General features: G+C 70.1%; 22 protein-coding genes. 8 read left to right on the forward strand and 14 right to left on the reverse strand.

Annotated elements, in window-relative coordinates; all coding sequences use genetic code 11:
* Position 1 precedes the first annotated feature (1 nt).
* Together JOD54_RS16700 and JOD54_RS16705 are read right to left on the reverse strand one after the other, a co-directional pair.
* A complete protein-coding gene (locus tag JOD54_RS16700; protein ID WP_204451417.1) occupies positions 2 to 649 on the reverse strand; it encodes a hypothetical protein in 648 nt (215 codons plus the stop codon).
* Between the two features lie 450 nt (positions 650 to 1,099).
* A complete protein-coding gene (locus tag JOD54_RS16705; protein WP_307860113.1) occupies positions 1,100 to 1,924 on the reverse strand; it encodes an ArsR/SmtB family transcription factor in 825 nt (274 codons plus the stop codon).
* 202 nt (positions 1,925 to 2,126) lie between these two features.
* Here JOD54_RS16705 and JOD54_RS16710 point away from each other — a divergent pair, with 202 nt between their 5' ends.
* Positions 2,127 to 3,908, forward strand: a complete 1,782-nt coding sequence (locus JOD54_RS16710) for a PLP-dependent aminotransferase family protein (protein ID WP_204451418.1) — start codon at positions 2,127 to 2,129, stop codon at positions 3,906 to 3,908.
* A 54-nt stretch (positions 3,909 to 3,962) separates the two neighbouring features.
* Here JOD54_RS16710 and JOD54_RS16715 read toward each other — a convergent pair whose 3' ends face one another.
* The 5 genes from JOD54_RS16715 to JOD54_RS16735 all read right to left on the reverse strand — a co-directional run bounded on the left by JOD54_RS16715 (position 3,963) and on the right by JOD54_RS16735 (position 8,579).
* Positions 3,963 to 4,559 (reverse strand): hypothetical protein, encoded by a 597-nt coding sequence (locus tag JOD54_RS16715; protein WP_204451419.1) that lies wholly within the window; start codon positions 4,557 to 4,559, stop codon positions 3,963 to 3,965.
* 14 nt (positions 4,560 to 4,573) lie between these two features.
* Positions 4,574 to 5,269, reverse strand: coding sequence for a hypothetical protein (locus JOD54_RS16720; protein ID WP_204451420.1), 696 nt, complete (start codon positions 5,267 to 5,269; stop codon positions 4,574 to 4,576).
* A gap of 315 nt (positions 5,270 to 5,584) precedes the next feature.
* Complete coding sequence (locus tag JOD54_RS16725; RefSeq protein ID WP_204451421.1) at positions 5,585 to 6,406, reverse strand: glycosyltransferase family 2 protein; 822 nt, start codon at positions 6,404 to 6,406, stop codon at positions 5,585 to 5,587.
* A 379-nt stretch (positions 6,407 to 6,785) separates the two neighbouring features.
* Positions 6,786 to 7,319 (reverse strand): DUF11 domain-containing protein, encoded by a 534-nt coding sequence (locus JOD54_RS16730; RefSeq protein WP_204451422.1) that lies wholly within the window; start codon positions 7,317 to 7,319, stop codon positions 6,786 to 6,788.
* Between the two features lie 141 nt (positions 7,320 to 7,460).
* Positions 7,461 to 8,579, reverse strand: a complete 1,119-nt coding sequence (locus JOD54_RS16735) for a substrate-binding domain-containing protein (RefSeq protein WP_204451423.1) — start codon at positions 8,577 to 8,579, stop codon at positions 7,461 to 7,463.
* A gap of 47 nt (positions 8,580 to 8,626) precedes the next feature.
* Here JOD54_RS16735 and JOD54_RS16740 point away from each other — a divergent pair, with 47 nt between their 5' ends.
* Complete coding sequence (locus tag JOD54_RS16740) at positions 8,627 to 9,055, forward strand: MarR family winged helix-turn-helix transcriptional regulator (RefSeq protein ID WP_204451424.1); 429 nt, start codon at positions 8,627 to 8,629, stop codon at positions 9,053 to 9,055.
* Positions 9,056 to 9,065: 10 nt separating this feature from the next.
* Here the strand turns inward: JOD54_RS16740 and JOD54_RS35060 are convergent, their stop codons facing one another.
* Positions 9,066 to 9,188, reverse strand: coding sequence for a hypothetical protein (locus JOD54_RS35060; protein WP_275592662.1), 123 nt, complete (start codon positions 9,186 to 9,188; stop codon positions 9,066 to 9,068).
* Between the two features lie 203 nt (positions 9,189 to 9,391).
* On the opposite strand from JOD54_RS35060, the gene JOD54_RS16745 reads away from it, so the two are divergent.
* Complete coding sequence (locus JOD54_RS16745) at positions 9,392 to 10,777, forward strand: APC family permease (RefSeq protein ID WP_204451425.1); 1,386 nt, start codon at positions 9,392 to 9,394, stop codon at positions 10,775 to 10,777.
* A complete protein-coding gene (locus tag JOD54_RS16750; RefSeq protein ID WP_204451426.1) occupies positions 10,774 to 11,772 on the forward strand; it encodes an acetamidase/formamidase family protein in 999 nt (332 codons plus the stop codon). The genes JOD54_RS16745 and JOD54_RS16750 overlap by 4 nt, the downstream gene beginning before the upstream one ends.
* A 52-nt stretch (positions 11,773 to 11,824) precedes the next feature.
* Here JOD54_RS16750 and JOD54_RS16755 read toward each other — a convergent pair whose 3' ends face one another.
* Positions 11,825 to 13,234: an ATP-binding protein gene (locus JOD54_RS16755; protein WP_204451427.1), complete on the reverse strand. Its 1,410-nt coding sequence runs from the start codon at positions 13,232 to 13,234 to the stop codon at positions 11,825 to 11,827.
* Positions 13,231 to 14,910: an NAD(P)/FAD-dependent oxidoreductase gene (locus tag JOD54_RS16760; protein ID WP_204451428.1), complete on the reverse strand. Its 1,680-nt coding sequence runs from the start codon at positions 14,908 to 14,910 to the stop codon at positions 13,231 to 13,233. The genes JOD54_RS16755 and JOD54_RS16760 overlap by 4 nt, the downstream gene beginning before the upstream one ends.
* 314 nt (positions 14,911 to 15,224) lie before the next feature.
* On the opposite strand from JOD54_RS16760, the gene JOD54_RS16765 reads away from it, so the two are divergent.
* Positions 15,225 to 15,701, forward strand: coding sequence for a helix-turn-helix domain-containing protein (locus JOD54_RS16765; protein WP_307860543.1), 477 nt, complete (start codon positions 15,225 to 15,227; stop codon positions 15,699 to 15,701).
* Positions 15,702 to 16,121: 420 nt separating this feature from the next.
* Here the strand turns inward: JOD54_RS16765 and JOD54_RS16770 are convergent, their stop codons facing one another.
* Positions 16,122 to 19,028, reverse strand: coding sequence for a BTAD domain-containing putative transcriptional regulator (locus JOD54_RS16770; RefSeq protein ID WP_204451429.1), 2,907 nt, complete (start codon positions 19,026 to 19,028; stop codon positions 16,122 to 16,124).
* A 507-nt stretch (positions 19,029 to 19,535) separates the two neighbouring features.
* Here JOD54_RS16770 and JOD54_RS16775 point away from each other — a divergent pair.
* Positions 19,536 to 21,182, forward strand: a complete 1,647-nt coding sequence (locus tag JOD54_RS16775; protein WP_204456324.1) for an MFS transporter — start codon at positions 19,536 to 19,538, stop codon at positions 21,180 to 21,182.
* A 121-nt stretch (positions 21,183 to 21,303) separates the two neighbouring features.
* The gene (locus JOD54_RS16780; protein ID WP_307860114.1) at positions 21,304 to 22,515 is read left to right on the forward strand and encodes a trypsin-like serine peptidase; all 1,212 of its coding nucleotides are present in this window, start codon (positions 21,304 to 21,306) and stop codon (positions 22,513 to 22,515) included.
* Positions 22,516 to 22,580: 65 nt separating this feature from the next.
* Here JOD54_RS16780 and JOD54_RS16785 read toward each other — a convergent pair whose 3' ends face one another.
* Positions 22,581 to 23,774, reverse strand: coding sequence for a helix-turn-helix domain-containing protein (locus JOD54_RS16785; protein WP_204451430.1), 1,194 nt, complete (start codon positions 23,772 to 23,774; stop codon positions 22,581 to 22,583).
* Between the two features lie 150 nt (positions 23,775 to 23,924).
* On the opposite strand from JOD54_RS16785, the gene JOD54_RS16790 reads away from it, so the two are divergent.
* On the forward strand, positions 23,925 to 24,242 hold the full coding sequence (locus JOD54_RS16790; RefSeq protein ID WP_204451431.1) for a DUF6191 domain-containing protein: 318 nt from the start codon (positions 23,925 to 23,927) through the stop codon (positions 24,240 to 24,242).
* Here the strand turns inward: JOD54_RS16790 and JOD54_RS16795 are convergent.
* The gene (locus tag JOD54_RS16795; RefSeq protein WP_204451432.1) at positions 24,239 to 24,892 is read right to left on the reverse strand and encodes a M15 family metallopeptidase; all 654 of its coding nucleotides are present in this window, start codon (positions 24,890 to 24,892) and stop codon (positions 24,239 to 24,241) included. The two genes, JOD54_RS16790 and JOD54_RS16795, sit on opposite strands and share 4 nt — an antisense overlap.
* Positions 24,893 to 24,960: 68 nt before the next feature.
* Positions 24,961 to 25,596: a DinB family protein gene (locus JOD54_RS16800; protein ID WP_204451433.1), complete on the reverse strand. Its 636-nt coding sequence runs from the start codon at positions 25,594 to 25,596 to the stop codon at positions 24,961 to 24,963.
* Positions 25,597 to 25,685: the final 89 nt, after the last annotated feature.

A 25,685-nucleotide genomic window follows, 5' to 3' on the forward strand; every position in this document is an offset into this window, starting at 1 on the left:
ATCAGGAGCTGAACGTCCAGGTCAGTGCCTGGGACGCGGTCAGGCCCATGTAGCTGTTGCCCAAGCCGGAGGGCAAGCTCACCACAAAGGTGTACGGCTGGGACCCCGCCGGGGCCAACGCGGTCAGCGAGAGCGGGGTGGTGAACGCGGACAGCAGTCCGTTGTAGATGGTCGGACCGGTCGCCGTGGCCGCGGTGTAGATCTTCAGCGTCACCTGGGCGCAGAAGTCCGACGCGGGCGTGATGCCGCTGACCGAGCCGGACTGGCTGCAGGTGCCCGGGGTCAGGGTGAAGGTGGCTGGGGTGATGGTGCCCTGGTTGGACAGGGTGACCGTCTTGGTCGCCGACCCGCCCGGCAGCAGCGTGTTGCCGGTGTACTTGTTGATCGTGGCGCAGTTCGCCGAGTTGGTCGACGAGCTGTTGCTGGTGCAGGTGTTGCTGCCGTCGGTCTCCTGCATGATCAGCGAGCCGGTGGACACGGTGTCGGTGGTGTTGGTGATGGCCGCGGTGAACGCCGAGAGGGTGCCGGTCAGCGACAGGGTGAGCAGCGTGGTGCCGATGAGACCGCCCAGGACCACGATCAGCGCTGTCCTGCGGTCGCGCGCGCGCCTGCGCGCCGCCCTCGGTGTGGGGCTCGACTGAGCGGTCATGGCAAACCCTTTCTCGGTCCGGCATGGGTGGTGCCGGCTGGGCGGGGACGCGGTTCTCGCACGGGTGCACCACACAGTCCATCGCGGACCGTGGGGCATTCCTTATGCGTTGACACGTACGAGTTTGCTCCGGGTGACGGCGGAGCCCTTCCCGTCCGGGTGATGTGGACGGTCCAACTCGGACGCTCTGTGGCATTGGCGATGCGGCGACCCCGCTCACTGCCGTCTGGGCAGCCTTGAGCGGGCTATAACTACACGCTGAGTGTGAAAATCGGCGCAGTGAGCGCGCTTGAGTCGCTGAATCGGGTGAAGTTCGCCGATTTCGCGATGATCGACCGGGTCAGGTTACCTGGGTCACACCATGTGGTGGTTCCTGTTGTGCACCCGGTTACTTCACCACCCCTGGGTGGGCGATCCCGGTGTACCTCGGTAGCGGGAGGGGTGCGCAGACTACCTCGTGGCGGCGGGCAGCGGTTCCCCGGTTTCCAGCAGCGTCTTGAGGCTGGACACGATCTCCGGCCACCCCTGGCTCACGCCCGCGACCAACTCGCTGCCCGGCTCGAACCCGTCGTGGGTCACCGTCAGCCGCACCCGGCCCGCCAGCGCCTCGATGTCGAAGGTCACCTTGGACCGGCGCTGCGCGGCGAGCACCGCGATCTCCGCCGGGTCGAACCCGTGCGAGTCGCGCCACTCGTCGCTGAGCGTGTGCCAGGTGTAGGACAGCCGGGTCGGCCGGTCGGCGACCAGCACCACCTGCTCGGGGTCGGTAATCGTCACCCCGTTCTCCCGCCAGCTCATCGGCGCGCCCGCGACCCACTCGGTGGTGAGCTCCACGCCCCAGTACCGGCTGGTGAACGCCGGCTCGGTCAGCGCCTGCCAGAGCTTCTCCGGTGTGGTGTCGATGTAGGTGGTGTAGACGAACTCGGTGGGGCCTTCGGTGCTGCTCACGGGCTGCTCCAGTGCTCGTTTCAGGTCGGCGAGCGCGCGCACGCGCCCCCGGTCGTACTGCTTGATCCAGCGGTCGGCGATGGCGTTGACCGGCTCGGCGTTGAGGTGGTGCAGCTTCTCCCTGCCCCGCCACACGGTGCTGACCAGGTTGGCCGCCGCCAGCACGGCCAGGTGCTTGCTGACCGCCTGCCTGCTCATCGCCACCCCGGCGCACAGTTCGCGCAGGCTCAACCCGTCGTGCTCGTTGAGCCGGTCGAGCAGTGCGCGCCGGTGCGGGTCGGCCAGCGCGCGGAACACGTCGTCGACGTCCCCGGTCTCCACGTCCACCCCCAAACAGGCAACCCGGCGGCTGCATGTTCAGCATAGGCAACTGCTGGGTTGCCTGTAAACCCCGGCCGGGTGGCCACCGGACCCGGGCGGGTGGTCTCGCCCGCGCGCCGTTCAGTCCGCCCGCCCGCTCCGGTAGGCCGGGGTGGTGGCGCCGACCGCCCGATCGGCACCGAACCCGAGGAACGAGGGAAGGACCGCCATGACGCAGGTCGACAGCCGCCCGGCCGCGGTGCGCGGCGACGTGTTCACCGAGGACCTGGTCGTCGGGGACCAGGAGATCTGGACCCCCTACCCGTCAGCGCCGCCGACCGCCGAGCAACTCAAGCTCAAACGCACCGGGCTCACCCCGGCCGAGCGCGCGGCCGTGCTGGACCGGCTGGCCGCGCACCTGGAGCACAAGCGCGACCACCTGCTCGGCTACCAGGTCAACGAGAACATGGACGGCTACGCCGAGGACCTGGGCCGGTTCCTGCGCACGCACATCAACAACATCGGCGACCCGTTCCAGGACGGCGGCTTCAAGGTCAACTCCAAGGTCGTCGAGCAGGCCGTGCTCAACTACTTCGCCGAACTCTGGCGCGGCAAGCCGTACGCGCGCGCCGACCGGGAGTCCTGCTGGGGCTACGGGCTGAGCATGGGGTCCACCGAGGGCAACATGTACGCGCTGTGGAACGCCCGCGACTACCTCTGCGGTCGGCGGCTCCTCGGGGAAGAGGAGTCCGACAGCGCCTCGCTGACCTACGCCGACCCGCACGACGCCGCCCCGGACAACACCGCCTACCAGCCGGTGGTCTTCTACTCGGAGGACACCCACTACTCGTTCAACAAGTCCGTGCGCGTGCTCAACCTGCCGACCTTCGGCGAGTTGGGCCGCAAGCTCTACCCGAAGCAGTGCCCCATCAACGACGGCGTCTGGCCGGACGAGGTGCCCTCGGCGCTGCCGAGCACCACCCACCGCGACGAGCAGTACTCGACCTACGGCCCCGGCTCGATCGACGTCGACAAGCTCGTCACCCTGGTGGACTTCTTCGCGGGCAAGGGCCACCCGATCATCGTCAGCCTCAACTTCGGCAGCACCTTCAAGGGCGCCTACGACCCGGTGCGCGAGGTCGCCGACCGGCTGCTCCCGATCTTCCACCAGTACAAGCTCATCGACCGCGAGATCCACTACGGACCCGGCCGCCGGACCGACCACCGGCGCGGCTTCTGGATCCACGTCGACGGCGCGCTCGGCGCGGGCTACGTGCCGTTCCTGATCAAGGCGGAGCGGGACCCCAAGTACGGCTACACCCCGGACGCGCCGGTGCCCGAGTTCGACTTCGGCATCCGCTCCCGGTACGCCCCGGCGGGCGCCGACCCGGTCGAGCTGGACATGGTGGCCTCGATCGTGGTCAGCGGGCACAAGTGGATGGGCGCGCCGTGGCCGTGCGGCGTGTTCATGACCAAGGTCAAGTACCAGATGCAGCCACCGAGCAAACCGGACTACATCGGGTCCCTGGACACCACCTTCGCCGGGTCCCGCAACGGGTTCTCGCCGATCGTGCTGTGGGACCACATCGCCAAGAACCCGGACGGCAAGCAGATCTCGCTGGCCGTGCACTCCCAGCGGATGTCGGCCTACCTCGTCGAGCAGCTGCGCAAGGTCGAGGCCTACCGGCAGCTGAAGTTCAACGAGGACACCCTGTTCATCGACCGCACCCCGCTGGCGATCACCGTCCGGTTCCGCCGACCCAGTGCCCGCCTGGTGGCCAAGTGGTCGCTCTCGACGGTGAGCACGCGGATGAAACCCGGTGACGACGGCAGCATCCGGCACCTGGCGCACGCGTTCCTGATGGCATCGACCACCCAGGACAAGATCGACGCGTTCGTCGCCGACCTGTACGCCTACGACGCGTTCGACGCGATCGACACCCACGTCGAGCTCTACCGCGCCGCCGCGGTGGTCGCCGACACCCCGTTCGTCGACCGGGGATTCGCCTGATCCACAGTGGACCGAGGCCCGATCCCCCGGTGGGACCGGGCCTCGGTGCCTGCTCTAGCCGATCTTCACCGTCACGTCATCGATGTAGTACGTGCGGGTGTTCGGCCACGTCGCGCCGATGCCCGCGGCCACGTGGAGTTCGTAGGCCGACAGCGTGTTCACCGTGGTGGTGAAGGTGTACTTCACCCACGTGTTGGACGTGTGCGTGATGGACTGGTACTGCCACCCCGCGCTCGGCGACCCGGAGTCGCTGTGCGGGTTGACCGTCGAGGCGTACGCCGCGGCGTTCCACGAGTTCACCGGCCCGCTGCCGGGGGAGCGCACGTAGAAGCTGATCTCGATCGGCAGCGCCGCCGACTGCTGCGGGCTGGGGTAGAACCACTGGATCCACGGCTTGCCCGAGGAGGTGTAGGAGCGGATCCGGAACCGGGCGGACTGGGTGCCGCTGCGCGCGGTGGTGGTGTCCTTGTCCACCCACCAGCCCGAGGAGCCCCCGTCGTCGTGCTGCATGACGTCGTCGAGGTTGTCGAAGTCGTAGGTGTGGGTCACCGCGGCGGCGCCGGTCGGGCTCGCCGTGGCGTCCGCGGCGAACACGGCCGCACCGGCGGTCAGCACGGCGGCCGTGACGGCCGCGATCTTCCTGCTCAGCATCGTTTCGCTCCCGATCAGCCGATGGTGACGGACACGTCGTCGAAGTGCAGGTAGTCCCGCACGGTCTCGAAGTTCGCGTGCAGCGCGATCGCGACGTTCACCGTGCCGCCCGAGGTGATCGTGTTGACGTTCGCGGACTTCGTGTACTGGTGCCAGCCGCCGTAGTAGTTCTCCGGCGTGGTGTCCCAGGTGCCCAGGTTGTCCCACGGCGGGTTCGACGCGGTGGCGCCGAGGTCGTGGTCGGTGCCCTTGATGGACGCGGTGGTCAGCCAGGTCCCGGCGCTGGGGCCCGCGCTGGTGGGCGACCAGGCCCAGTAGGTGACCGTCACCGGGACCGAGGTCCCCGACGGGGCGCTGAACTGCCGCTCGATCCAGATGGTGCCGTTGTCCCAGGTGCCGTCCAGTTGGTAGTTCAGCGACTGGCTGCCGCCGTGCGCCTGCGCGGTGGTGTGGTCGATCCACCAGCCCCTGGTGTTGCCGCCGTCCTCCGGTGACCAGCCTTCCCAGTCACCGCCTTCGAAACCGCTGGTGTAGGTGGTCGACGTGGCTCCCGCCGGTGCCGCGGGCGCGGTGTGCGCCGTCGGTGCCGCCAGGGCTGGTGCCGCAGCGCCGAGCGCGGCGACGAGCCCGACGCCCGCGACGAGGGCGGCGAGTCTGGCCGTTGTGGACTTCCGGTGCGCTGACCGCGTCGGCGGCCGTCGTGAAGACATGCGTGTCCTCCCAGTGGTGGTGCCAGTGGTGTGGTGCCGCTTGCCCTGCGAATGCCCGCGCGGCGACGACCGGTGGACACGGCGCGGCGCCGTGCCAACCGGTGGTGTACCGCGGGTTTCGGTGGTCGATCTCCCCAGATGCCTTCCGAAACCCAAGCTAGCAGCACCCCGAGGACGCCAGTCAGCGCCGATTGGGTGTATCCCAATAAAGGGTAAAGAACCCTTCCGGTAGTGGCGCGCGTGATCGGCGCCAGAATTCGATATTCCTCAATGGACCATTTGTGGGTCGATTCCGCCGCTCGGCGCGACAGCCCCTCAGGCGCGAACCGCGGTCCGGCTGGAATGGTCGGTGCCCCAGCCGACCTCGCCGCGGTGGGCGCTGACCCACAGCCGGGCGAGCAGCGTCACACCGACGAACACCGCGGCGTCGAGAAGGTAGGCCTGCCTGGTGCGCACGAGGCCGAGCACCGTGGCCAGCCCGGTGCCCGCGGCGCTGCTCTGCTGGATGCGCGCGTTGCCGCTGTGCACCCGCGCGCGCCTGCGGACCAGGCTGCGCAGGTCCCGCGGCGCGGCGATGGTGACCCGGGCGCTGTCGACGACCGCGCGCACGGGTACCAGCCGGGAGACGTACCCGTCGTCGCTGATGAGGTCGGCGGGCAGCGGGAACACCCGCTCGTGCGCGTCGCGGCCGAGCACGTAGACGCCTCGGCCCGCCGACGAGCTGTGCACCGAGGGCAGTCGCTGCCAGACCGCGTAGTAGCGGCGCACCAACCAGGACGCCCCGGTCAGGTCCAGCCGCGCCGCGGGGATGGACGCCTCGACGCCCGGTTCCCGCGCGGCGTGCGCGAGCGCGTCCAGATCAGCGCCGCCGAGTTCGATGTCGGCATCGATGTAGGCTCGCGGAAAATCGACACACACCGCGTCGCCCGCGTTCAAAGCCCCTGCTTTTCCCGGTTGTTCGACTTCGATGACGATGGGTGCGCTGAAGTGCGCGCGGGCCAGTTCCGCGGTCCGGTCGGCACATCCGTTGGCGACCACCACCACCCTGTTCACCTGGGTCGACTCGGCGAGTCTGTCCAGGCACCCGGTGATGCCGAACTCCTCGTTGTGCGCGGGCACAACGACATCCATGTCCATCCCCCTCGGCCATCCCCCGATGATCACGCGACGCACTGAGAGTCGCCCGGAACCGGTTGCTGTTACTGGGTTCTCGGTATCGCAACGCTAGCGCGTCAGGTGATCGGCGGTGGCCGATGGGCCGGATGGGGATCAAGATCAACAGACAATTCGGTCAATGCCGCACGAAATCGGAGATCGTCTTCACTGAATGTGCGGGTCACAGCCGTGGGATTGCTCCTGCCGTGTCCACCGGCCCGTTCGCGGCTACTCACGGTTTGCTGCTTGTTCGGCTTTCCGCCGACCGGATGTGATGATGTGACATTGCCGACGTCGGCTCGGCGGATTCGGCCGACCGGCGCATTCCGGACAGTAGCAACCGGCCTCGGCGCGGGTTCGGTCAGTCGGTGCCCTCGCGCGAGGACAACCGGCGCCTGGCGAAAAGGGCGATTCCGGCGGCCGCGATGAACCCGCCCGCGATGTACCACCGGTTCCTGGTCACCCAGGACTCCGCCGCCGCGGCGACCACCCGGGCCGAGTGCGACGCGCACACCACCGGTGGCCCGTCCTGCGTGGTCCGCGCGCACGCGGTGGTGGCCACCCTGGGGTGCTCGCCGACCACGGTCATCGTCGAGCGGATCACCGCCTCGCCGCCCGCGGCGAGGTCGACCGACCACGCGACCGCGGTGGTGCCCGCCGTGCCGCTCGGCTCGGCGGCGTCGAAGCGCAGCCCGGTCGGCACGCTCTGGGTGAGCGCGAGGTCGTCGACCGCGCTCGCGCCGAGGTTGCGCAGGGTCAGCGTGTAGGTCAGCCGATCGCCCTCGGTCGCCGCCGCCGCCGCGTTGTCCACCGTGATGCTCAGCCGCGGCCAGGAGTCCGCCGGGGCGGGGAGCACGGCCAGCAGGACAGCGGACAGTACTGCGGTCGCGATCACGGCGGCTCCTCGGCTGGGATTTCCCCGCGCTGGCCCTCGGCATTGTCGCGGCATTTCCACGCGGTGCGGCCCCACCTTACGGATCACCGCTGAAATCGCCCTTTCCTGCCACCCGATCGTGTAGCGGAAATGGGGGTGCGGTCAGGGCAGGGAGGTGATGACCGTGAGGTCCAGGCCGGTGGCGCGGGCGAGGAACGTGCCCGCCCTGGGTGGCCCGAGCGGTGCGGCGGACCAGGGGCGGCGGTCGCCCGAGGTGAGCAGGGCCGCGGTGGCGGACTGGGCCAGGGCGGCGGTGAGCGAGCGCGTGCTCGCCAACGCCGCGGCGAGGTGGACGCCGTCGTAGCAGGCTTCGGCGTAGGCGTCGAGGACGGGGGCTTGGTCGCCGAAGAGGGTGTGGTGGCGTTCGGCCAGGGCCATACGGCGTTCGTCGCCTTGGCCCGCGAAGGAGCGCATGGCGGCGTAGAGCTCACCGGTGTCGTCGCCGCCCGCGGCCAGCAGGCCGTTCTCCTCCAGCGAGCCGGAGAGGCGGACCACGCGCTGCGCCAGGGGCGAGGCGGCGAACGCGCGGTTGAACTGCGCCAGGTCCCGGCCGACCAGGCTGAGCAGGACCGCGTCCACCCGCTCCCTGGCCAACCCGGCCACGATCGCCTCCGCGTCGATCCCACTACCCGGGAACGGCACCAGCCGCCGCGACACGACCTGCGCGCCCAGCCCACGCACGATCCCCGTCGCCGCCTGGTGCACCGCTCGCGGCCAGATGTAGTCGCTTCCCACCAGCGCCCACCGCCGGGCACCGCGCCGCGCCACCAGCCAGCGGACCGCCGGGGCGAGCTGCCTGGTCGGGCTGTCGCCGAGCAGGACGACCCCGGCTCGGCGGCCGCCGCCCTCGTGCGGCGGGGTGAAGATGTAGGGCACCAGCCCGCCCAGCGCGACCTCCAGCGCCCGGTGCACGTCACTGGTGTGGAACCCCACGAAGGCGTCGACCAGACCCACCAGCGCGGTGGCCTCGGCGGCGACCTCGACCGGCGCCCTGCCCGCGTCCACCAGCACCAACTGCACCGGCCGCCCGAGCACCCCGCCCGCCGCGGTCAGCTCGGTCGCCGCCAGCGCCGCAGCCATCAACCCGGACGGCCCGGTCAGCCCCAGCGCCCCCGACAGCGGCAGCAGCAGCCCGATCCGCAACACCGCCGGGTCCGGTCCTGTCAGCGCGACCTCCACCCGGTCCCGCACGACCGCGCGCACGACCGAGGTGGAGTCCATGACCGGACAGTATGCTCGCCGAGAGGTATCCCGGCGAAAGGCTCGTCATGGCCGCTCAGCGCGACACCCAGGTCCCCGACCTGGTCGACCTGCTGACCCGCGCGCAGCGCGCCCTCGCCCGCGACCTGGGCACGGTGCTCGAAGAGGAAGCCACCACCGTGGACCAGTGGCGCGTGCTGCGCGCCCTGTCCACCGCCGCCGACGGCTGGTCCATGGGCGAACTGGCCATCACCGTCGAGATCCCGCACCCCACCCTGACCCGCCTGGTGGACGCCCTGGTCGACTCGGCCCTGACCTACCGCACCCAGTCCCCGGAAGACCGCCGCCGGGTCTCGGTGCACATCTCCGAACTGGGCCGCGCCAAGCTCGACCGCCTGGAAGCCCTGGCCGCCGCCCACGAGCGCACCCTGGTCGACCGCCTCAGCGCCGACACGGTGACCACGCTGTCCGCATTGCTGCGCGACCTGCGCCTCTGAGCCCCGCCGGTCAGAGGTCGGTGCGCTGCAGGGGGTCGTCGGTGGTGGCGGGGGCCAGGGCGGTGGGTTCCAGCCGCTGCATGCCCACGGCCCCCAGCATCAGCGCGAACGGGATGGCGAGCGCGATCCACATGGGATGGTCCTCTTCTCCGCCGGTCGGTCTGGTTCACCGAGCAGGTACCCCCGGGCCCGGCGGCCTACACCGGACGGGTGTCGATGTGGCCCCGCTCACCCGGTCGCGCACCGACCGTGGCCGAAACCGGCCGGGTCGAACTATTTCCAAATGGAAGTAATCGCTCTACGCTTCGCGCACCACGGGCGATGTTGGAGGCAACGATGAGCGAGGACGGTGGGCTCGGCCGCTACGGCTACACCCAGGAACTGCGGCGCACGCTGGGCTTCCGCGACCTGCTGGTGTACGGGATGATCTTCATGGTGCCGATCGCGCCATTCGGCATCTTCGGCAGCGTGTTCTCCGGGTCCGGCGGCATGATCGCGCTCGCCTACGCCATCGGCATGCTGGCCATGCTTTTCACCGCCAACTCCTACGCCCAGATGGCCAAGGCGTTCCCGATGGCGGGCTCGGTCTACACCTACGCCGGGCGCGGCATCGCCTCCCCGGTCGGTTTCCTGTCCGGCTGGATGATCCTGCTCGACTACGTGCTGGTGCCCAGCCTGCTGTACCTGATCGCCGGTATCGCGATGAACTCGCTGCTGCCCGCCATCCCGGTGTGGCTGTGGCTGGTGGCCTTCGTCGTGCTCAACACCGCGGTCAACTACCTCGGCATCGAGATGACGGCCAAGGTCAACCGGGTCATGCTGGTCGCGCAGCTGGCCATCCTGGCGATCTTCATCGTGATCGGCGTCGTCGCGCTGACCCAGGGCAAGGGCCGCGGCTTCAGCTTCACCCCGCTGTTCGACGGCGGCACGTTCTCCTGGGCGCTGGTGTTCGGCGCCGTGTCGATCGCGGTGCTCAGCTTCCTGGGCTTCGACGGCATCTCCACCCTGGCCGAGGAGAACCGCGACTCGGCGCGCGCGATCGGCCGGTCGATGGTGGCCGCGCTGCTGGTCACCGGGGTGCTGTTCATCGTGCAGACCTGGGTCGCCGCGCTGCTGGTGCCCGACCCGGCCGGGCTGATCGCCAACGGCGACGCGGCGGGGACCTCGTTCTACGACGCCGCCCGGGTCGCCGGTGGCGGCTGGCTGGCCGTGCTGACCGCCGCCGCGACCGCCGTGTCCTGGGGTTTCGCCAACTCGCTCGTCGCGCAGGCCGCGACCTCCCGGCTGCTCTACGCCATGGCCCGCGACCGGCAGCTGCCCGGCTTCCTGGCCAAGGTCCACCCGACCCGCAAGGTCCCGGTCAACGCGACCCTCTTGGTGGCGGGCGTCTCCCTGGCGCTGGGCCTCTACATGCAGTCGCGTGACGACGGCATCACGCTGCTCAGCTCGCTGGTCAACTTCGGTGCCATGACCGCGTTCCTGGTCCTGCACGTCTCGGTGGTCGTGCACTACGTCGTGCGCTCCCGCAGCCGCGACTGGTGGAAGCACCTGATCGCGCCGGTCATCGGGTTCGGCATCCTGGCCTACGTCGTGATCAACGCGAAGGTCGCCGCGCAGGCGCTCGGCTTCGTCTGGCTCGGCATCGGCGCGGTCGTGCTGGTCGGCCTGCTGCTCACGGGGCGCAAGCCGGTGCTCGCCGGGATCTCGGGGGAGGACAAGTGAGGGTAGAACAGCTGGTCTCCGAGCCCGCCTACACCTTCGGCGGGCGACCCGCGGCGCTGACCGTCGCACCCGGAACGGTCGTCGAACTCTCCACAGAGGACTGTTTCGGCGGTGCCGTCCGCGGTGTCGACGACCTGCCGAGCCAGGTGTGCCAGTTCCCGTACCTCAACCCCGTCACCGGTCCCATCGCCGTCGAGGGCGCCGAACCGGGGGACACGGTCGCCGTCCACTTCGTCGACATCCGCCCGCGCCGCGACTGGGCCATCTCCTCGACCTTCCCGCACTTCGGCGCCCTGACCGCCACGCACACCACCGCCATGCTCCACGACGCCCTCCCCGAACGCGTCTGGCGCTACGAGGTCGACGTGGAGCGCTGGGTGTGCCGGTTCCTGGCCCGCTCCAGCGACTTCAGCGTCGAGCTCCCCCTGGACCCCATGCACGGCACCGTGGGCGTCGCGCCCGCCGCGAGCGAGGTGATCATGAGCATCACCCCGGGCGCGCACGGCGGGAACATGGACACCCCCGAGATGCGCGCCGGGACCACCGCGTACTTCGGCGTGAACGTGCCGGGGGCGCTGATCTCCCTCGGCGACGGCCACTGCAGGCAGGGCGAGGGCGAGGTCTGCGGAACCGCGGTGGAAGCGGCGATGTCGACGGTCGTGGTGGTGGACCTGATCAAGGGCGTGCCCTGCCCGTGGCCCCGGTTGGAGGACGACCGGTACCTGATGTCCACCGGGTCGGCGCGGCCGCTGGAAGACGCCTTCCGGATCAGCCAGCACGACTTGGTCGGCTGGACCGGCGAGCTGCTGGGACTTGATGCGCTCGACGCGTACCAGCTGGTGAGCCAGGCGGGTTTGGCGCCCGCGGGCAACGTCGTCGACACGAACTACACGATGCTCGCCAAGATCGCCAAGGACATCGTGGCGCCGCAGGCTTTCGACGGTGTCCACAACAGACTCCGTGCTACCGCGCGGGAGTACCTCGCGCAGCGGTAGCGGCGGACCGGATGCGGTGGCGTCCACGCAGGGTGGCGCCACCGCATCTCCCTCACCCTTGGCGCAGTGGCAGTCGAACCTCGAACTCGGTGGCGCCGGGTGCGGAGATGACCCGGATGTCGCCGTGGTGTTTGTCGACCACGATCCGCCAGGAGATGTCGAGGCCCAGTCCGGTTCCCTCGCCGACCGGTTTGGTGGTGAAGAACGGTTCGAAGATGCGGCCGCGCACCTCGGCCGGGATACCCGGTCCGGTGTCGGCGATCCCGACCAGCAGCCGGTCGCCGTCGAGCGCCGTGCGGACGGTCAGCGTGCCGGTGCCCGCCATCGCGGCGACCGCGTTGTCGACCAGGTTCGTCCAGACCTGGTTGAGTTCCGCGGCGTACCCGGGCAGCGGCGGCAGGGAGCGGTCGTAGTCGCGGACCACCTCGATCCCGTGGCCGATCTTGCCGCCCAGCATCACCAGGGTCGCGTCCAGCAGTTCGTGCACGTCGACCACCTGGAACGGCGCCCGGTCGAGTTGGGAGTACTGCTTGGCCGCGCCGACCAGGGTGGACACCCGGGTGGTGGCGTCCTCGATCTCGTTCATCAGCGCCTCGGTCTCCACCGTGTACGCCAGCCAGCGCACCGCGGCCTCGGTCGCCGTGGCCGGGCACTGGGTGACCGCGCGCTGCAGCCACTCCACGTCGAGCCCGTTGGTGACCAGGATCGGTGCCAGGTCCCAGCCGCCCGTGACACCGAGGTCCTCGAGCCAGTCGGCCAGTTCGTCCTCGCGGTCGCTGGCCTGCATGGGGCTCAGCTTCGGCGCTTTGGCGACCCGCTCCACGGCCTCTTCCTGCAGCCGCACCAGCGAAGGCAGCACCGCGGGGTCGATCGCGCCCCCGGCGAGCAGGGCGAGCTTGTGCCGCATCCCGGCCACCCGCTCGCGCAGTGACGCCGTCGCGCGCACTGCGGCCGCCGCCGGGTTGTTCAGTTCGTGGGTCAGCCCGGCGGTGAGCGACCCGAGGGCCAGCAGCCGTTCCCGCTGACCCACCACGGCCTGCGTGTTCTGCATCCCCCAGAACAGGCCTTCGAGCAAGTGGATCCCCATCGGGAACCACGACCGGACCGCGGGGCCGAACTCCGCCGCGGGCAACTGCAGCAGCCGCACATCCGTCACGGCGACGACGGTCATCAGATAATTCCGCCTGGTTGCGCCTTCGTCTTGCAGATAGGCCTGCGTCGCTCCGAAATAGGCGCCCCGGTGGTCGGTGCGGGAGATCTCCGCGCGTTCCCCGCCGACCGCGCGCAACAGCGAAACCGAGCCTTCGAGCAGCACGGAGAAACACGTGGCCGGTTCGCCTTCGGTCAGCAGTTCGGCGCCGCGCGCGAAAGACTCCTCCACCCCGTGCTCGGCCAGCCAGGCCAGTTGGTCGTCGTCGAGGCTCTCGAACAGGAACAGGCCGCGCAGCTCGTCGGGGGTCATGCCTTCTCCAAGTACCGGTGCACCAGTGTGACGGCCATCGCGCCCTCGCCGACCGCGGAGGCCACTCGTTTGACCGATTCCGCCCGCACGTCGCCCGCCACGAACACCCCGGGCAGGCTCGTCTCCAGGTGGTAGGGGTCGCGGTCGAGGTCCCAGCCGAGCGGCCGGGTGCCGTCGACCACCAGGTCGGGGCCCGCGACCACGAACCCGTTGCGGTCACGGGTGAGCGTGCCCTCCAGCCAGTCGGTGCGCGGCGCGGCACCGATGAAGGCGAACAGCCAGGACGCCTCGACCGTGCTCGTCGCGCCGGTGCCGTTGTCGCGCAGGGTCAACGACTCCAGGTGCTCGGTCCCGGTGCCGCCGACCACCTCGGTGTGGGTGAGCACCTCGATCGTCGGCACCTCGGCGATCTGGTCGATCAGGTACCGCGACATCGACCGGTCCAGCGAGTCGCCGCGGACCACGAGCACCACGCGCTTGGCGTGCCTGGCGAAGTACATCGCCGCCTGGCCCGCCGAGTTCGCGCCACCGACGATGTAGACGTCCTGGCCCGCGCAGCTGGGCCCCTCGGTGGTGGCCGCGCCGTAGAAGACGCCGCGACCGGCCAGTTCGTCGAGGCCGGGGGCCGCTAACACCCGGTAGGACACGCCGGTCGCCAGGATCACCGTGTGCGCCGCGAGTTCCGTGCCGTCGTCGAACCGCACGACCCGGGCGGCGCCGCGCGGCTGCAGCCCCACGACCTGGCGGGTGGTCAGCACCTCGACCTCGAACTTCGCCGCCTGCCTGCGCGCCCGCTCGGTCAACTGCTCGCCGGACACGCCGTCGGGGAAGCCGAGGTAGTTCTCGATCCGGCTGCTGGTGCCCGCCTGCCCGCCGGTCGCCATCCGCTCGACCAGCACCGTGCGCAGCCCCTCCGAGCCGCCGTAGACGGCCGCGCCCAGGCCAGCGGGGCCGCCGCCGACCACGATCAGGTCGTAGAAGTCGGTCGCGGGGACCGTGCTGAGCCCGACTTTCGCCGCCAACTCGGCGTCCGTGGGCTCGACCAAGGTCGCGCCGTCCTCGGTGACGACCACCGGCAGCCGCGTGCCGTCCTCGTCGGCCGCGAGCAGCAGCCGGTCGCCTTCGGGGTCCTCGCCCAGGGTGTACCAGCGGAACGGCACGCAGTTGCGCGCCAAGAAGTCCCTGACCTCGTAGGACCGGCTCGACCAGCGGTGCCCCACGACCCTGACCTGCCGCGCCCGCCCCTTGGCCGCCGCCGTCCAGGACGCGAGCAGGTCGTCGAGCACCGGGTACAGCTTCTCCTGCGGGGGGTCCCACGGTTTGAGCAAGTAGTGGTCGAGGTCGACCACGTTGATCGCCCGGATCGCGGCGTCGGTGTCGGCGTAGGCGGTCAGCAGCACCCGGCGGGCCAGCGGGAAGACCTCCATGGCCTGCTCGAGGAACTCGATCCCGGACATCCCGGGCATCCGGTAGTCGGCCAGCAGCGCCGCGACCTCCTCGCCGCGCAATTTGATCTCGCGCACCGCCTCGAGCGCCTGCTCCCCGGTCTCCGCCCGCACCACCCGGTAGGCCTCGCCGTACTGCCTGCGCAGGTCCCGCGCGATCGCCCGGGACACCGCCGGGTCGTCGTCAACGGTGATGATCGACGCTCGCCTGGTCGCGTCCGCGGTGCTCATGGCCGCCAGTCAATCACCCGCCCGGCGGGCCCGGTAGGGGCGCGGACGGGCGTTCACGGGCATTCACCGGCTCCGTGTGAACGCCGAGGTGGGTGGGATCGGCACCGCTGTGAACGGGTTACCCGGTGATCACAGACGGTAGGACTTCGATCACAAGCCCTCGCGGTGGCCGACCCCGTGGAGCAAGATCATCACGCGTTTCCGGCCCCGTCGAAAACGCGCGGTGAAACGCCGGGCGCGCCGCGGTCGATGACTATCCTTGGCAACGAGGGACGAGTTCCAGGGGGCCTGGTGTGAGCGACCGTCGGGAACGGGTGCTGACCAATCCAGCCCTGTTACGCGCGATCGGGCACGAACTGCGGACAGCGCGCGAAGCGCTCGGCTGGACGAGGGCGCAGCTGGTTTCCCAGCTGGATCGTGAAGTGCATTCGCAGACTATCGCGACCTACGAACTCGGAATCCGGCAGTGCACCCTCGGCCGCTTCGTGGCCATCTGCGACGCGCTCGGCATCCCCGCACCGCAGGTGCTGACCAACGCCATGCGCCGGGCCGGTGTCGAACCGCACCTGCTGGCGTGCGCGGTGGATCTGCGACTGCTGGTGCGCGATCGTTCCCCGGACTTGGAGCCGCTGCGCCGGTGGGCGCAGCACCGGCTCGACGCGGGCGTTGACGAGGACGGCATTGTCCACTTGGAACCCACACTTGTCGCTGAGCTCGCGGTGTTCTGCGGCCTTGCCCATGTGGAGTTGTTCCGCAGGCTAGAGGTGTTCACCTCCGACAGCGGGCTCTGACGCCGCTGTCCACACGGGACTGATCAGCGCAGTCGCCACCACGCCATCGCGGTTTCCAGGTCGTGAGTGGTCACGATGTAGACGACCACGGCGGCCGGGGCGAGCAGGAGTGCGGCGACCGCGAGGACCTTCTTCAGCAAGGTGATTCTGGCTTTCTCGAGGCGCTCGACGACAGTGGCGAGCGCAACTGGATCATCTGCCGGCAGTCTCCACCACCCGTTCGTGGGTAGTCAACCCACTGGCGGCCGATCAACCCCGTGTTGTTCGCACCGGCCGCACCGGCGCGCGGCGCTGACCTCGATGATCACCGAGAGCGGCCGAAGGTTGCTACGAAAGAGATCACACGTTCGTGGTGGAATGTGGCCGAGGGCAATGCCCCGGTGGCATTCGGCTCGGTGCCTCCACGAACGGGGTAGCTCGTCAGCGGGAGAGGTCAACGATCTTGGTGTAGACCCGGTGTCTGCCCGCCGTGCTGCCTAGGCGGTGGTAGAGCTCATCGGCTTCCAGCCAGGTCCGCCGGGCCTGGGCGTGCCTGCCCTGCGCGGCGAGGACGTCGCCCAGCACTTCGGCAGCTCGGGCGTGCACCGGGACGTCGTGCACCCGCTCCGCGAGGGACACCGCGCGCGTGGCCAGCAGTTCCGCGGCCGACCACGCCCCCGTCGCGAGTTCCACCTCGGCGAGGGCGGTGCAGGTGGTCACGATGGCGCCCGCGTTGCGCGACGCTTCGGCGGCGTTCATCGCCTCGATGCCGAAGGAGGCCGCCTTCTCGTGCTCGCCCTGTGCGAGCGATACCGCGCTGATCCCGGCCAGGACCAATGCCAACGCGTAGTCATCTCCCGCCTCGGCGGCGTGCTGTTGCGCCTCAAGCAGGTGTAGCAGCGCTTTGTTGAGGTCACCGGCGAGCCGCAGTGCGTCTCCCAGTTCGTAGTGCGTCCACCGCTTCGCTTCTGTGTCGTCGGTTGCCCGCGCGAGTTCGAGGCTCTCGCCGAGGAGCCGGACTCCCGCGGCGGTGTCGCCGACCAGGATGGCGATCCTGCCCAGGCTGAACCGGCTCGCGCATTGGCCGCGTTGGTTACCGGATTTGTCGGCGAACACCATCGCTTGGTGCAGGCACTGTTGCGCCTCCCGCAGCCTGCCCAGGGTCATGTGGCTGCGTCCAAGGTCGGCCAGCGTCGCCGCTTCCGCTTCCTCGTCGCCGTCGGCTCCCGCCGAGGTCACGGCTGTCTGCAGCGCCCGCTGGTAGTCCTCGTGGTAGCCGAACTGCTCCAGGTACACGCCCATCGCGTGGGGTAGCCGCCAGGCGAGGTCGTGGTGGCCCGCGGCCGCGGCGACCGCGGTGGCGTTCATCAGGGTGCTGTGCTCGACGGCCAGCCAGGTCCGCCCCGCGTCCGCGTCGGCGAAGTCCAGCGGACTCACCTGCGTGGGCAGCTCGAACGGCGGGCCGGGGTCGCTGTCGGGGTAGAGGGCGTGGTGGGCGGCGGTGGCGGTGGCGAGGTAGAAGGCGAGCACCCGGCGTTCGGCGGCGTGGCGGAGCTCGACGGGTTCGTCGGTGGTGGCGAGGTTGCCCGCGCACTCGCCGATGAGGTCGTGCAGGCGGAAGCGGTCGAGGGAATCGGTCCGCTCCACCAGGTTCGAGCCGACCAGGGTGGTCAGGGCCGCACCGGTCTCCGCCTCGTCGCGGCCCCAGCAGGCCTGCGCGGCGGCCACGGAGAACTCGGTGCCGGGGTGCAGCCCGAGCAATCGGAACAGCCGCCGGGGTGCCTGGGGGAGCGCCCGGTAGGACCAGGTGAACAGAGTCTGCGGTGAGTTGTCGCCGTCGGCGTCGATGCCCAGTTCCAGCAGCAGGCGCCGCGGCGCGACCCCCGCGTGGTCGCGCCGCAGCCGGTACTCGGCGATGTTCTGGCCCACCACCGCGATGACCAGCGGGAGGCCGCCGCACAGGCGCACCACCTCGGCCCGCAGCCCGGGATCGGAGTCCGCGCCGAGCCTGGTTCCCAGCAGCGAGGTCGATTCCGCCTCCGACATCGGCTTCACCTGGATCCGCCGCGCGTTGTACTTGGCGCCCAGCGCGGTCAACGAGTTGCGGCTGGTCACCACGACCAGGCACTCGGCCAGCAGCGGCAGCAGCTCGCGAACGTGGTCGGAGTTGCGCGCGTTGTCCAGCACCACCAGCGTGTGCCGGTTGGCCAGCGTCCGGCGCAGTGCCGCAGCGCGGGCCCGGGTCGCGTAGGCGTCCGGTTCCTCGCCCAAGCCGAGCAGCAACTCGTCGATCACCGAGGCCTGCGTCGCAGCGGGGGTACCGGAGTATCCGTGCAGGTCGATGAACAGGTCCCCGTCGGGGAAGTGGGTGCGCCTGCGGTGTCCCCAGTGGACGGCGAGGCTGGTTTTGCCCACCCCGGGCATCCCCTCCAGCACGACGACCCCGCGCACCGGCGTGCCGTCGTCGTCGAGCGCCAAGGTGTCCAGTTGGGACAGTTGGTCCGCGCGGCCGACGAAGTCGTGGACGTCGAAGCGGAGTTGGCGGGGCGGGTGGTACTCCTTGGGCGCGGCCCACGGTGCGCTGTGCGCCCGGGTGATCAGCGATTCGTAGTGGCGCCGCAGGTGGTCGGCGGCCTGGGGGTCGCCCTCGGTGCGCAGCTGGCGGTACACGTGCAGGTAGTACTCGCTCGCCTCCTCCGCCCGGTCAAGCGCGTGCAGGGTCACCAGCCGCGCTTTGTGCAGCGCGAGGCTTTCCTGGTGCTCGGACTGCAGGTCGTCGAGCAGCACCAGGGCCTCGTCGGCGCGGCCGAGGTCGATCAGGGCGCTCAGGTGGGTGGTGTGCGCCGGGATGAGCTCGTCGCGCTCGAAGCGGCCGCGCCAGGCCAGGGCCCCCGCCGAGCGCAGGTCGTCGAGCGGGCGCCCCCGGCTCAGCCGTAGCGCCAGGTCGGCGTAGTGGGCGGCTTCGGCGGAGCGCCCGTCCCGGAAGTGCCGCTGCGCGGTGGCGACGAGGTCGCGGAACTGGAAGTAGTCGATGGCGGCCCGGTCCGTGTCCAGGCGGTACGTGCCGCGGTGCCCGCGCAGGGTCGCGGTGACCGGCAACCGCTTGAGCAGCTTGCGGATGCGGGTCGCGTAGGTGTCCAGTGCGCCCGTGGTGCGCGTCGGCGGGGGCTGTTCCTGCGACCACACCCAGCGCGCCAGCGCCTCACCAGGCAGTGTCCGCCCAGGGGCGACCAGTAGTGCCGCCAACATCGCCTTGGGTTTGGGTGATTCCCACTCCGCGTCGAGCACCCCGTCGAGCCGCAGTGCCGTCGCGCCCAGGATCCCGAACGCCGCCTCCACCAGCCTCACCCCTCGACCTGGATTCCCCGGATCCGGTAGCCGCCCGCGGCGGCGGAATGTGCGTTGGCGCAGTATTGGAGTCTAGTGAACCGCGCGGGTGGGCCACAGCGCCGTTTCGGCTCCTGTCAGCCGCATGGCGCAACGATTCCGGAAAACGACGCCGCCGATTCCCGCGTTCGGCCTACCTCGTTGGTTCCGCGCTGTCCGGCTTGTGGCAGTGCGCCCGCTGCGGGAATGTGAAACGGGAACCGCGTCGAACAACAGTCGGTTTGGCGGGGTGCGCACAGTTTTCTTTTCGCGGCGTTCCGTCGACGATTATTCGAGCGCCGTTCATTTCGTGCGGCCAGGGTAGCGCGGGCCGGTCACCGTCGGGTGTGACGGCAGTCATTGCCGAAGGGCAAGCGTTTTGCTTAGCATGGCTAAGTGACTCGGACCGGGCAGGCGGGCCGCGCGGACCAGGGGTTCGCGCCGGGGCCGCGGTACAAGTGGATCGCGCTGTCGAACACCACGCTGGGGATGCTCATCGCCACGATCAACTCGTCGATCGTGCTGATCGCGCTGCCGGACATCTTCTCCGGCATCGGCATCGACCCGCTGGAGCCGGCCAACACCGGCTACCTGCTGTGGATGATCATGGGGTTCCTGGTGGTCACCGCCGTGCTGGTGGTGGGCTTCGGGCGGCTGGGGGACATGTACGGCCGGGCGCGGATGTACAACCTGGGCTTCGCGGTGTTCACCGCGTCCTCGGTGCTGCTGGCCGCCACCTGGTTCACCGGCGACGCCGCCGCGCTGTGGCTGATCGGCTGGCGGGTGGTGCAGGGCGTCGGCGGAGCGCTGCTGATGGCCAACTCCTCGGCCATCCTGACCGACGCCTTCCCGGCCAACCAGCGCGGCATGGCGCTGGGGATCAACGGGGTGGCCGCGATCGCCGGGTCGTTCCTCGGCCTGGTCATCGGCGGGCTGCTCGCGCCGGTGAGTTGGAACCTGGTGTTCCTGGTGTCCGTGCCGTTCGGGGTGGTTGGCACCATCTGGGCCTACCTGAAGCTGCACGACACCGGCGTTCGCAAGCACGCCGAGATGGATTGGTGGGGGAACCTCACCTTCGCCGTCGGTCTCATCGCGCTGCTGGTCGGGATCACCTACGGCATCCAGCCCTACGGCGACTCGCAAACTGGGTGGGGAAGCCCATTCGTGCTCACCTGCCTCATCGGCGGTGTCGCGGTGCTGGCCGTGTTCGTCCAGGTGGAGCGCCGGGTCGCCACTCCGCTGTTCGACCTTTCGCTGTTCCGGTCGCGATCGTTCACCTGGGGCAACGTGGCCAACTTCGCCGCTTCGCTGGGGCGGGGCGGGCTGCAGTTCATCCTGATTGTCTGGCTGCAGGGCATTTGGCTGCCGCAGCACGGGTACAGCTACGAGCAGACCCCGCTGTGGGCGGGCATCTACATGCTGCCCATGACCGTCGGCTTCCTGTTGTCGGCACCGGCGTCCGGCATCGTGTCCGACCGCGTGGGCAGCCGGGTGCTCGCGTCGGTCGGGTTGCTGGTGACGGCGTTGTCGTTCGTGCTGCTGATCGCGCTGCCGGTGAACTTCCCGTACCCGGCGTTCGCGGCGGTGCTGGTGCTCAACGGCATCGGTATGGGGATGTTCTCCTCGCCGAACCGGGCCGAGGTGATGAACAGCCTTCCCTCGCACGCCAGGGGCTCCGGTTCCGGGATGATGACGACGTTCCAGAACACCGCGATGGTCCTGTCCATCGGCTTCTTCTTCAGCCTGATCATCGCCGGGTTCGCCGCAACCTTGCCCGACGCGATGCGCACCGGCCTGCAAGCCCACGGCGTCCCCGCGGAGTCCGCGTCCCACGTGGCCGCACTCCCGGCCGTGGCGGTCCTGTTCGCCGCTTTCCTGGGTTACAACCCGATCCGCCAGCTCCTGGGCGACCAGCTCGCGACCCTCCCACCGGACCAGGCCACCTACCTCACCGGACGCGGCTTCTTCCCCAGCCTCATCTCCCAGCCATTCGCCCACGGTCTGGCCATCGCCTTCGGCTGCGCCATCGCCCTCTGCCTCATCGGCGCGGTCGCGTCGTGGCTGTGCGGCCCCGTGACCCGCACCGAACCCGTGGGGGCCGACCTCGCCGCGGCGGCGGGGGAGCGGGTCGGGTAGTCCTTTGTGGACATGACTGGGTTGACAGGAGGTCAGTCAAGGTCGGACGGGTATCGGGCGGGGTTCGGGGCCGCGTATACCGGGTGGGATATGTCCCGTTCACGACTGTTAGGAGGGGAACGTGGCCCGAACCCCGATCGTTGTGCTCGCCCTTGCCGTCGCGGCTGGCAGCGCGATGTTCGGCCCTGCGTGGGCTTCGTCCGAACCCGCACCGACCGCGGCGGTGGCTCCTTCGGGGGCCATGAAGGTCGGCGAGGAAACGGTTCTCGGCAGCTCGATCGCCTACACGGGCGCGCAGCGGCGGGAGATCCGACAACCGGGTGCGACCTACATCAAGGTGCACTTCGAGTCGCTCAAGCTCGCCCCCGGCGATTACGTGACCGTCGCGGATCCGACCGGGCGCGAGGTCCACACCTACCACGGTGATCCCACCGCCGGTGGGGCGCGCACCGGGGACAGCGACTTCACCCGGCACGGCCGCAAGGGCTTCGCCGCGATGTCGATCGACGGTGAGGCCGCTGTTGTCACCCTGCACAAGGTGGGGGGCTCCGCGGTCGCCACGCGCGGGCTCGGGTTCTCCATCGACCGGTACTGGCGCGGGTACAGCCCGGACGAGGTGAGGGCCAACAACCCCAGCTTCTTCAGCATCTGCGGCACCGACGCCCGGCGCGACACCGTGTGCTACAAGAGCAGCCACCCCACCGAATACGCGAAGGCGAACGCGGTGGCCCGGTTGCTGATCAGCGGCGGCAGCCTGTGCACCGCCTGGCGCGTCGGCAACACGAACCGGGTGCTCACCAACAACCACTGCATCTCCACGCAGTCGGCGGTGTCGTCCTCGGAGGTCCAGTTCGCCTACGCCTGCGCGACCTGCGGCGGCAACAACCCCGCCGCGGGCACCAAGGTCAGCGGCGCGACCTTCTACAAGACCAGCCCCGGCGGGTCCAGCAGGCTCGACTACACGCTGTTCTCGGTGAACAACTTCGCCTCGATCCAGCAGTTCGGCACGCTCTACCTCGACCCGCGCGCCCCCGTCGCGGGCGAGCGGATCTACATCCCCGGCCACGGCGACGGCAAGCCCAAGCGGCTGTCCATCTACGAAGAGGCCCAGGGCGGTCCACTGTGCACAGTGCGGAGCGCGGCATCGGACTCGTACAACATGAGCTACAGCTGCGACACCTCCGGCGGAAACTCCGGATCTCCCGTGCTGGCGGCCAACCACAAGGTCATCGCACTGCACCACCTCGGTGGCTGCCCCGGCAACCAGGGCGCCCGGATCAACCTGATCTACAACGAGATCAAGGACCTGATCGACAACACCGCGCGGATCTGACCACCCGCCGCCCCTGAATGCCTGGCCGGTGCCCGCCTCGCGCGGCACCGGCCAGGCGTGCTCGGCTAGTTCGGCAGTGTGGTGCGCACCAGGTCGGTCAGCTCGCGAACAGCGCCGACCGTGGGCCACTGCTCGGTGAGCGCGGTGTGCACGACCCGCATCTCCGCTCTGACGCGGGCTGATCCGTGCGGGCCGGATGGGGGGCTCAACAGGGTTGTCAGCACCGATGCCGCTTCGTCGGGTTGGCCCGCGTGGGTGTGGGAGCTCGCGAGGCGCGTGGCCACGACGGCGCGGTCGTGTTCGTTCGCTACAGGTACGGCCGCGAGAGCGCGGGTGGTGTGGTCGACGGCTGTCGTCGCCAACGTTGACCGGGTGTCCCGGGCAGCCAGATCGCGGTAGCAGGTGCCCATGGCGAGCGCCAAGACCGACTGCGCGGCCCAAGGCTCGGTGCGTGGGTCGGCGGCGCGCAGCAGCGTTGTCGCGTCGTCGAGGCGTTGTTCGCACGAGCGGCGGTCACCGGCCAGGGCGTGTCCGCGCGCTTCCGCCAGGCACGCCCAAGCGCGGACGCCGGGTCTGGTCCCCTCGACAAGGCGGGCGCGTTCGGCCAAGGCGATGGCGCCCGCGGCGTTGCCGACCGACCAGTGGACCGAGCTCTGGCGGGCCAACAACCGGCTCATCAGGTCGCGGTCGTCGGCGAGGGTCGCCCAGTGCTGGCCGCAGGTGTACCAGAACTGGGCGGTCGAGTAGTCCGCGCCGTCGAAGCGGGCCCAGCCTGCCAGTTGCGCGAACCTGGCCGCCAGCCGGGCGAGCTCGGGGTCGGAGGACCCCGCCTGCCACTGCACGACCGCGCGCGTGTGGTGTTCGAGCGGCACCACCAGGTCCCGACTGCCCAGCTGCGAGCCGACGTCGTGGTAGGCCTCCAGCAGCGCAGCCATTGCCTCGGGCGCGGTGGGGCTCGACGGTGTGGACGGCGGGACCGCCTCGACCGGTCTGGCCCCGGGACCCTCCTGCCGTTCCCGCTCGACCAGCGGCCACAGGGCGGCGAGTTCGCCGCCGGTGTCCAGGACCCGGTCGGCCCGGTCCGGCAGGTCCGGTGGTGGCCACCGGTCCCCGCTCTCGACCTTGCTCAGGTGGGAGTCCCCGTACCCGAGCCGAGCACCCAGCTCGGCCTGCGACAACCCCCGTGCGCGCCGCCAGTGGCGCAGCCGCCACCCGAAGTAGGCGCGCACGGAACCGGCGGGCTGAGGTCGCCGTGACATGCCCGTCCTCCTCGCTCCGTACGCCCGCCCGAGGGTTCGCCCAGCATGGTCGCTGCGACCGTCAGTGGACAAGAGCGGCGCTGGACCAGTGCGTGCCAATTACCGGTTTTGTCCGGGAACTGTGATGGCCGCGCCGGTCGTTGGAGCGGCATGGGCTTGCTGTGGGCGATGAGCCTCCCCGGTCTGGTGGTGCTGCTCGTGGTGCTCGCCGCCCTGGAGCGCTTCGGGCTGTGGATGCACCAGCGCAGCTGGCTGCCGTGGCGCCGCAACCGGACGGGAACGCCGGTCTCCGCCGCGGGTTTCGACGAGCTCGGCGCCTTCTTCTCCGGCCCCAAGCGGGAGGAACTCGAGTACCGCAAGACCGAGTTGATGCTGCGGGACGACTCGGACGACGGCGCACCACCCCACACCACCGTCGACCTCGACGGCTACGGCGTGCGGGTGGTGCTGCCGAAGAAGCCGGTCTAGGGCTTCTCGAAGTGCTGGTAGTCGATCGGCGTCGTCCAGTACCCGCCCCAGTCCCAGCCGCGGCGCTCGAAGGTGCGCACGGTCGCGTCATCGGCGTGGATGAGGCCCGGGTCGGTGCGGGTCCGGTCGACGTACGGGGCGCCGTTGGGCGGGTAGACCGCGCCCGAGCCGGAGATGTAGGGGTTGACCACCGGGTTGATGTCGATCGCCCGCCCGTAGGAGTGGTTCGACCACCGCGTGCCGCCGGTGATGGGGCGGCAGTTGAACGCCGAGGTGTTGTTCGCCGCCATCGACTTGTCGTCGTCGGCGTCGTACTTCTCCACCGTCAGCATCCGCTCGATGGGGTACCTCGCCCGGTAGAGCTCGCCGAACGCGGTCGCGACCTCCACCGCGACGTCCTTGGCGACCACCAGCTCACCCCGGTGCACCCGACCGTCGAACCCGATGGTGCTCATCGTGACCAGCGCCAACCCCTCTGGTCCGACCGGGCAGCCGGGGCGCCAGCTCTTGCCCAGCCGTTCGGCGGTCACCGGTCTGATGATGGCTACGTACGGTGCTACCGCGTCGACCTCGGTGGTACTCGCGGAAGCTTGGTGCGCCCCACCGGCCACAGTAGTGGCCAACAGGAGCGCGATCAGCGCAACGCGCATGGCTGCCACCTCCGCCACCGAGTCTATCCGCGGCCGCAAATGTCCTCAGTGGAATGTCCACAGTGGAGTTATCGTGGGGTGCCGTCCCACTGCCACTTGGTCAGGCGCGGCCTGCCTGGCAGCTCGATGCGCCCAGCGCACCACAGCAGCGACCGCCATCCGTGCACGTCATCGGGTGCGTAGGGGAACAGGCGCGCCAGGATCCGGTCGCACAACGCGTCCGGCGGGTTCCAGTCGATCCCCAGCCCCTCGGCGAGGTCGAGGCCGTGCACCAGGGTCTCCACCACGCCCATCGCTGCGAAGCCCTCGGGGTCGGACTTGCCGTAGGAGTGGTACGCCAAGCCCGTGGGGCGCGCGGTGGTGACGATCGAGGACAGGATCGTCCCGCAGGTCTCGACGACCTGCATCAGGCCGTCGACCCCGGCCGCGGGGTTGGCGAAGATGATGCCGCTGGGGCCCCCGTCGCGCCGCGTCCCCCAGTCGAAGGGCTGGGTGGTGGTCGGCGGGACGCGGGTGCCCAGTTGCCCGCCGTAGAAGAACAGGCAGTCGGCGATGTGCTCGGCGGTCTCCCAGCAGGTCCAGTCCAGGGAGCCCGCCCGCTGCTGCCACCGCTCGGTGGGCACACCGCCGAAGGTGGCGATGGCGAGGTCGACCGCGGCACCGACGTCGTCCGGCGTGACCGGGCCGGGGTGTGGAGTAGGCATCACCGCAGCGTAACGACCGTGTGGCGGCGAGTCGTCCGATTTGCCGGCAACTGGGATGGTGAATCCGCGCGATCCGGACAACCCGCCGG

Origin of the sequence: Actinokineospora baliensis, assembly GCF_016907695.1 — a bacterium.
GTDB lineage: Bacteria > Actinomycetota > Actinomycetes > Mycobacteriales > Pseudonocardiaceae > Actinokineospora > Actinokineospora baliensis.

Bases quoted from the DNA above. Each gene is read 5' to 3' on its own strand.
- JOD54_RS16795 (WP_204451432.1), bottom strand. From the start codon at position 24,892: ATGCGCGTTGCGCTGATCGCGCTCCTGTTGGCCACTACTGTGGCCGGT.
- JOD54_RS16800 (WP_204451433.1), bottom strand. From the start codon at position 25,596: ATGCCTACTCCACACCCCGGCCCGGTCACGCCGGACGACGTCGGTGCC.
- JOD54_RS16720 (WP_204451420.1), bottom strand. From the start codon at position 5,269: ATGTCTTCACGACGGCCGCCGACGCGGTCAGCGCACCGGAAGTCCACA.
- JOD54_RS16775 (WP_204456324.1), top strand. From the start codon at position 19,536: ATGCTCATCGCCACGATCAACTCGTCGATCGTGCTGATCGCGCTGCCG.
- JOD54_RS35060 (WP_275592662.1), bottom strand. From the start codon at position 9,188: ATGTGGATCGCGCTCGCCATCCCGTTCGCGCTGATGCTGGGGGCCGTG.
- JOD54_RS16755 (WP_204451427.1), bottom strand. From the start codon at position 13,234: ATGACCCCCGACGAGCTGCGCGGCCTGTTCCTGTTCGAGAGCCTCGAC.
- JOD54_RS16785 (WP_204451430.1), bottom strand. From the start codon at position 23,774: ATGTCACGGCGACCTCAGCCCGCCGGTTCCGTGCGCGCCTACTTCGGG.
- JOD54_RS16735 (WP_204451423.1), bottom strand. From the start codon at position 8,579: ATGGACTCCACCTCGGTCGTGCGCGCGGTCGTGCGGGACCGGGTGGAG.
- JOD54_RS16715 (WP_204451419.1), bottom strand. From the start codon at position 4,559: ATGCTGAGCAGGAAGATCGCGGCCGTCACGGCCGCCGTGCTGACCGCC.
- JOD54_RS16745 (WP_204451425.1), top strand. From the start codon at position 9,392: ATGAGCGAGGACGGTGGGCTCGGCCGCTACGGCTACACCCAGGAACTG.
- JOD54_RS16740 (WP_204451424.1), top strand. From the start codon at position 8,627: ATGGCCGCTCAGCGCGACACCCAGGTCCCCGACCTGGTCGACCTGCTG.
- JOD54_RS16710 (WP_204451418.1), top strand. From the start codon at position 2,127: ATGACGCAGGTCGACAGCCGCCCGGCCGCGGTGCGCGGCGACGTGTTC.
- JOD54_RS16760 (WP_204451428.1), bottom strand. From the start codon at position 14,910: ATGAGCACCGCGGACGCGACCAGGCGAGCGTCGATCATCACCGTTGAC.
- JOD54_RS16790 (WP_204451431.1), top strand. From the start codon at position 23,925: ATGGGCTTGCTGTGGGCGATGAGCCTCCCCGGTCTGGTGGTGCTGCTC.
- JOD54_RS16725 (WP_204451421.1), bottom strand. From the start codon at position 6,406: ATGGACATGGATGTCGTTGTGCCCGCGCACAACGAGGAGTTCGGCATC.
- JOD54_RS16700 (WP_204451417.1), bottom strand. From the start codon at position 649: ATGACCGCTCAGTCGAGCCCCACACCGAGGGCGGCGCGCAGGCGCGCG.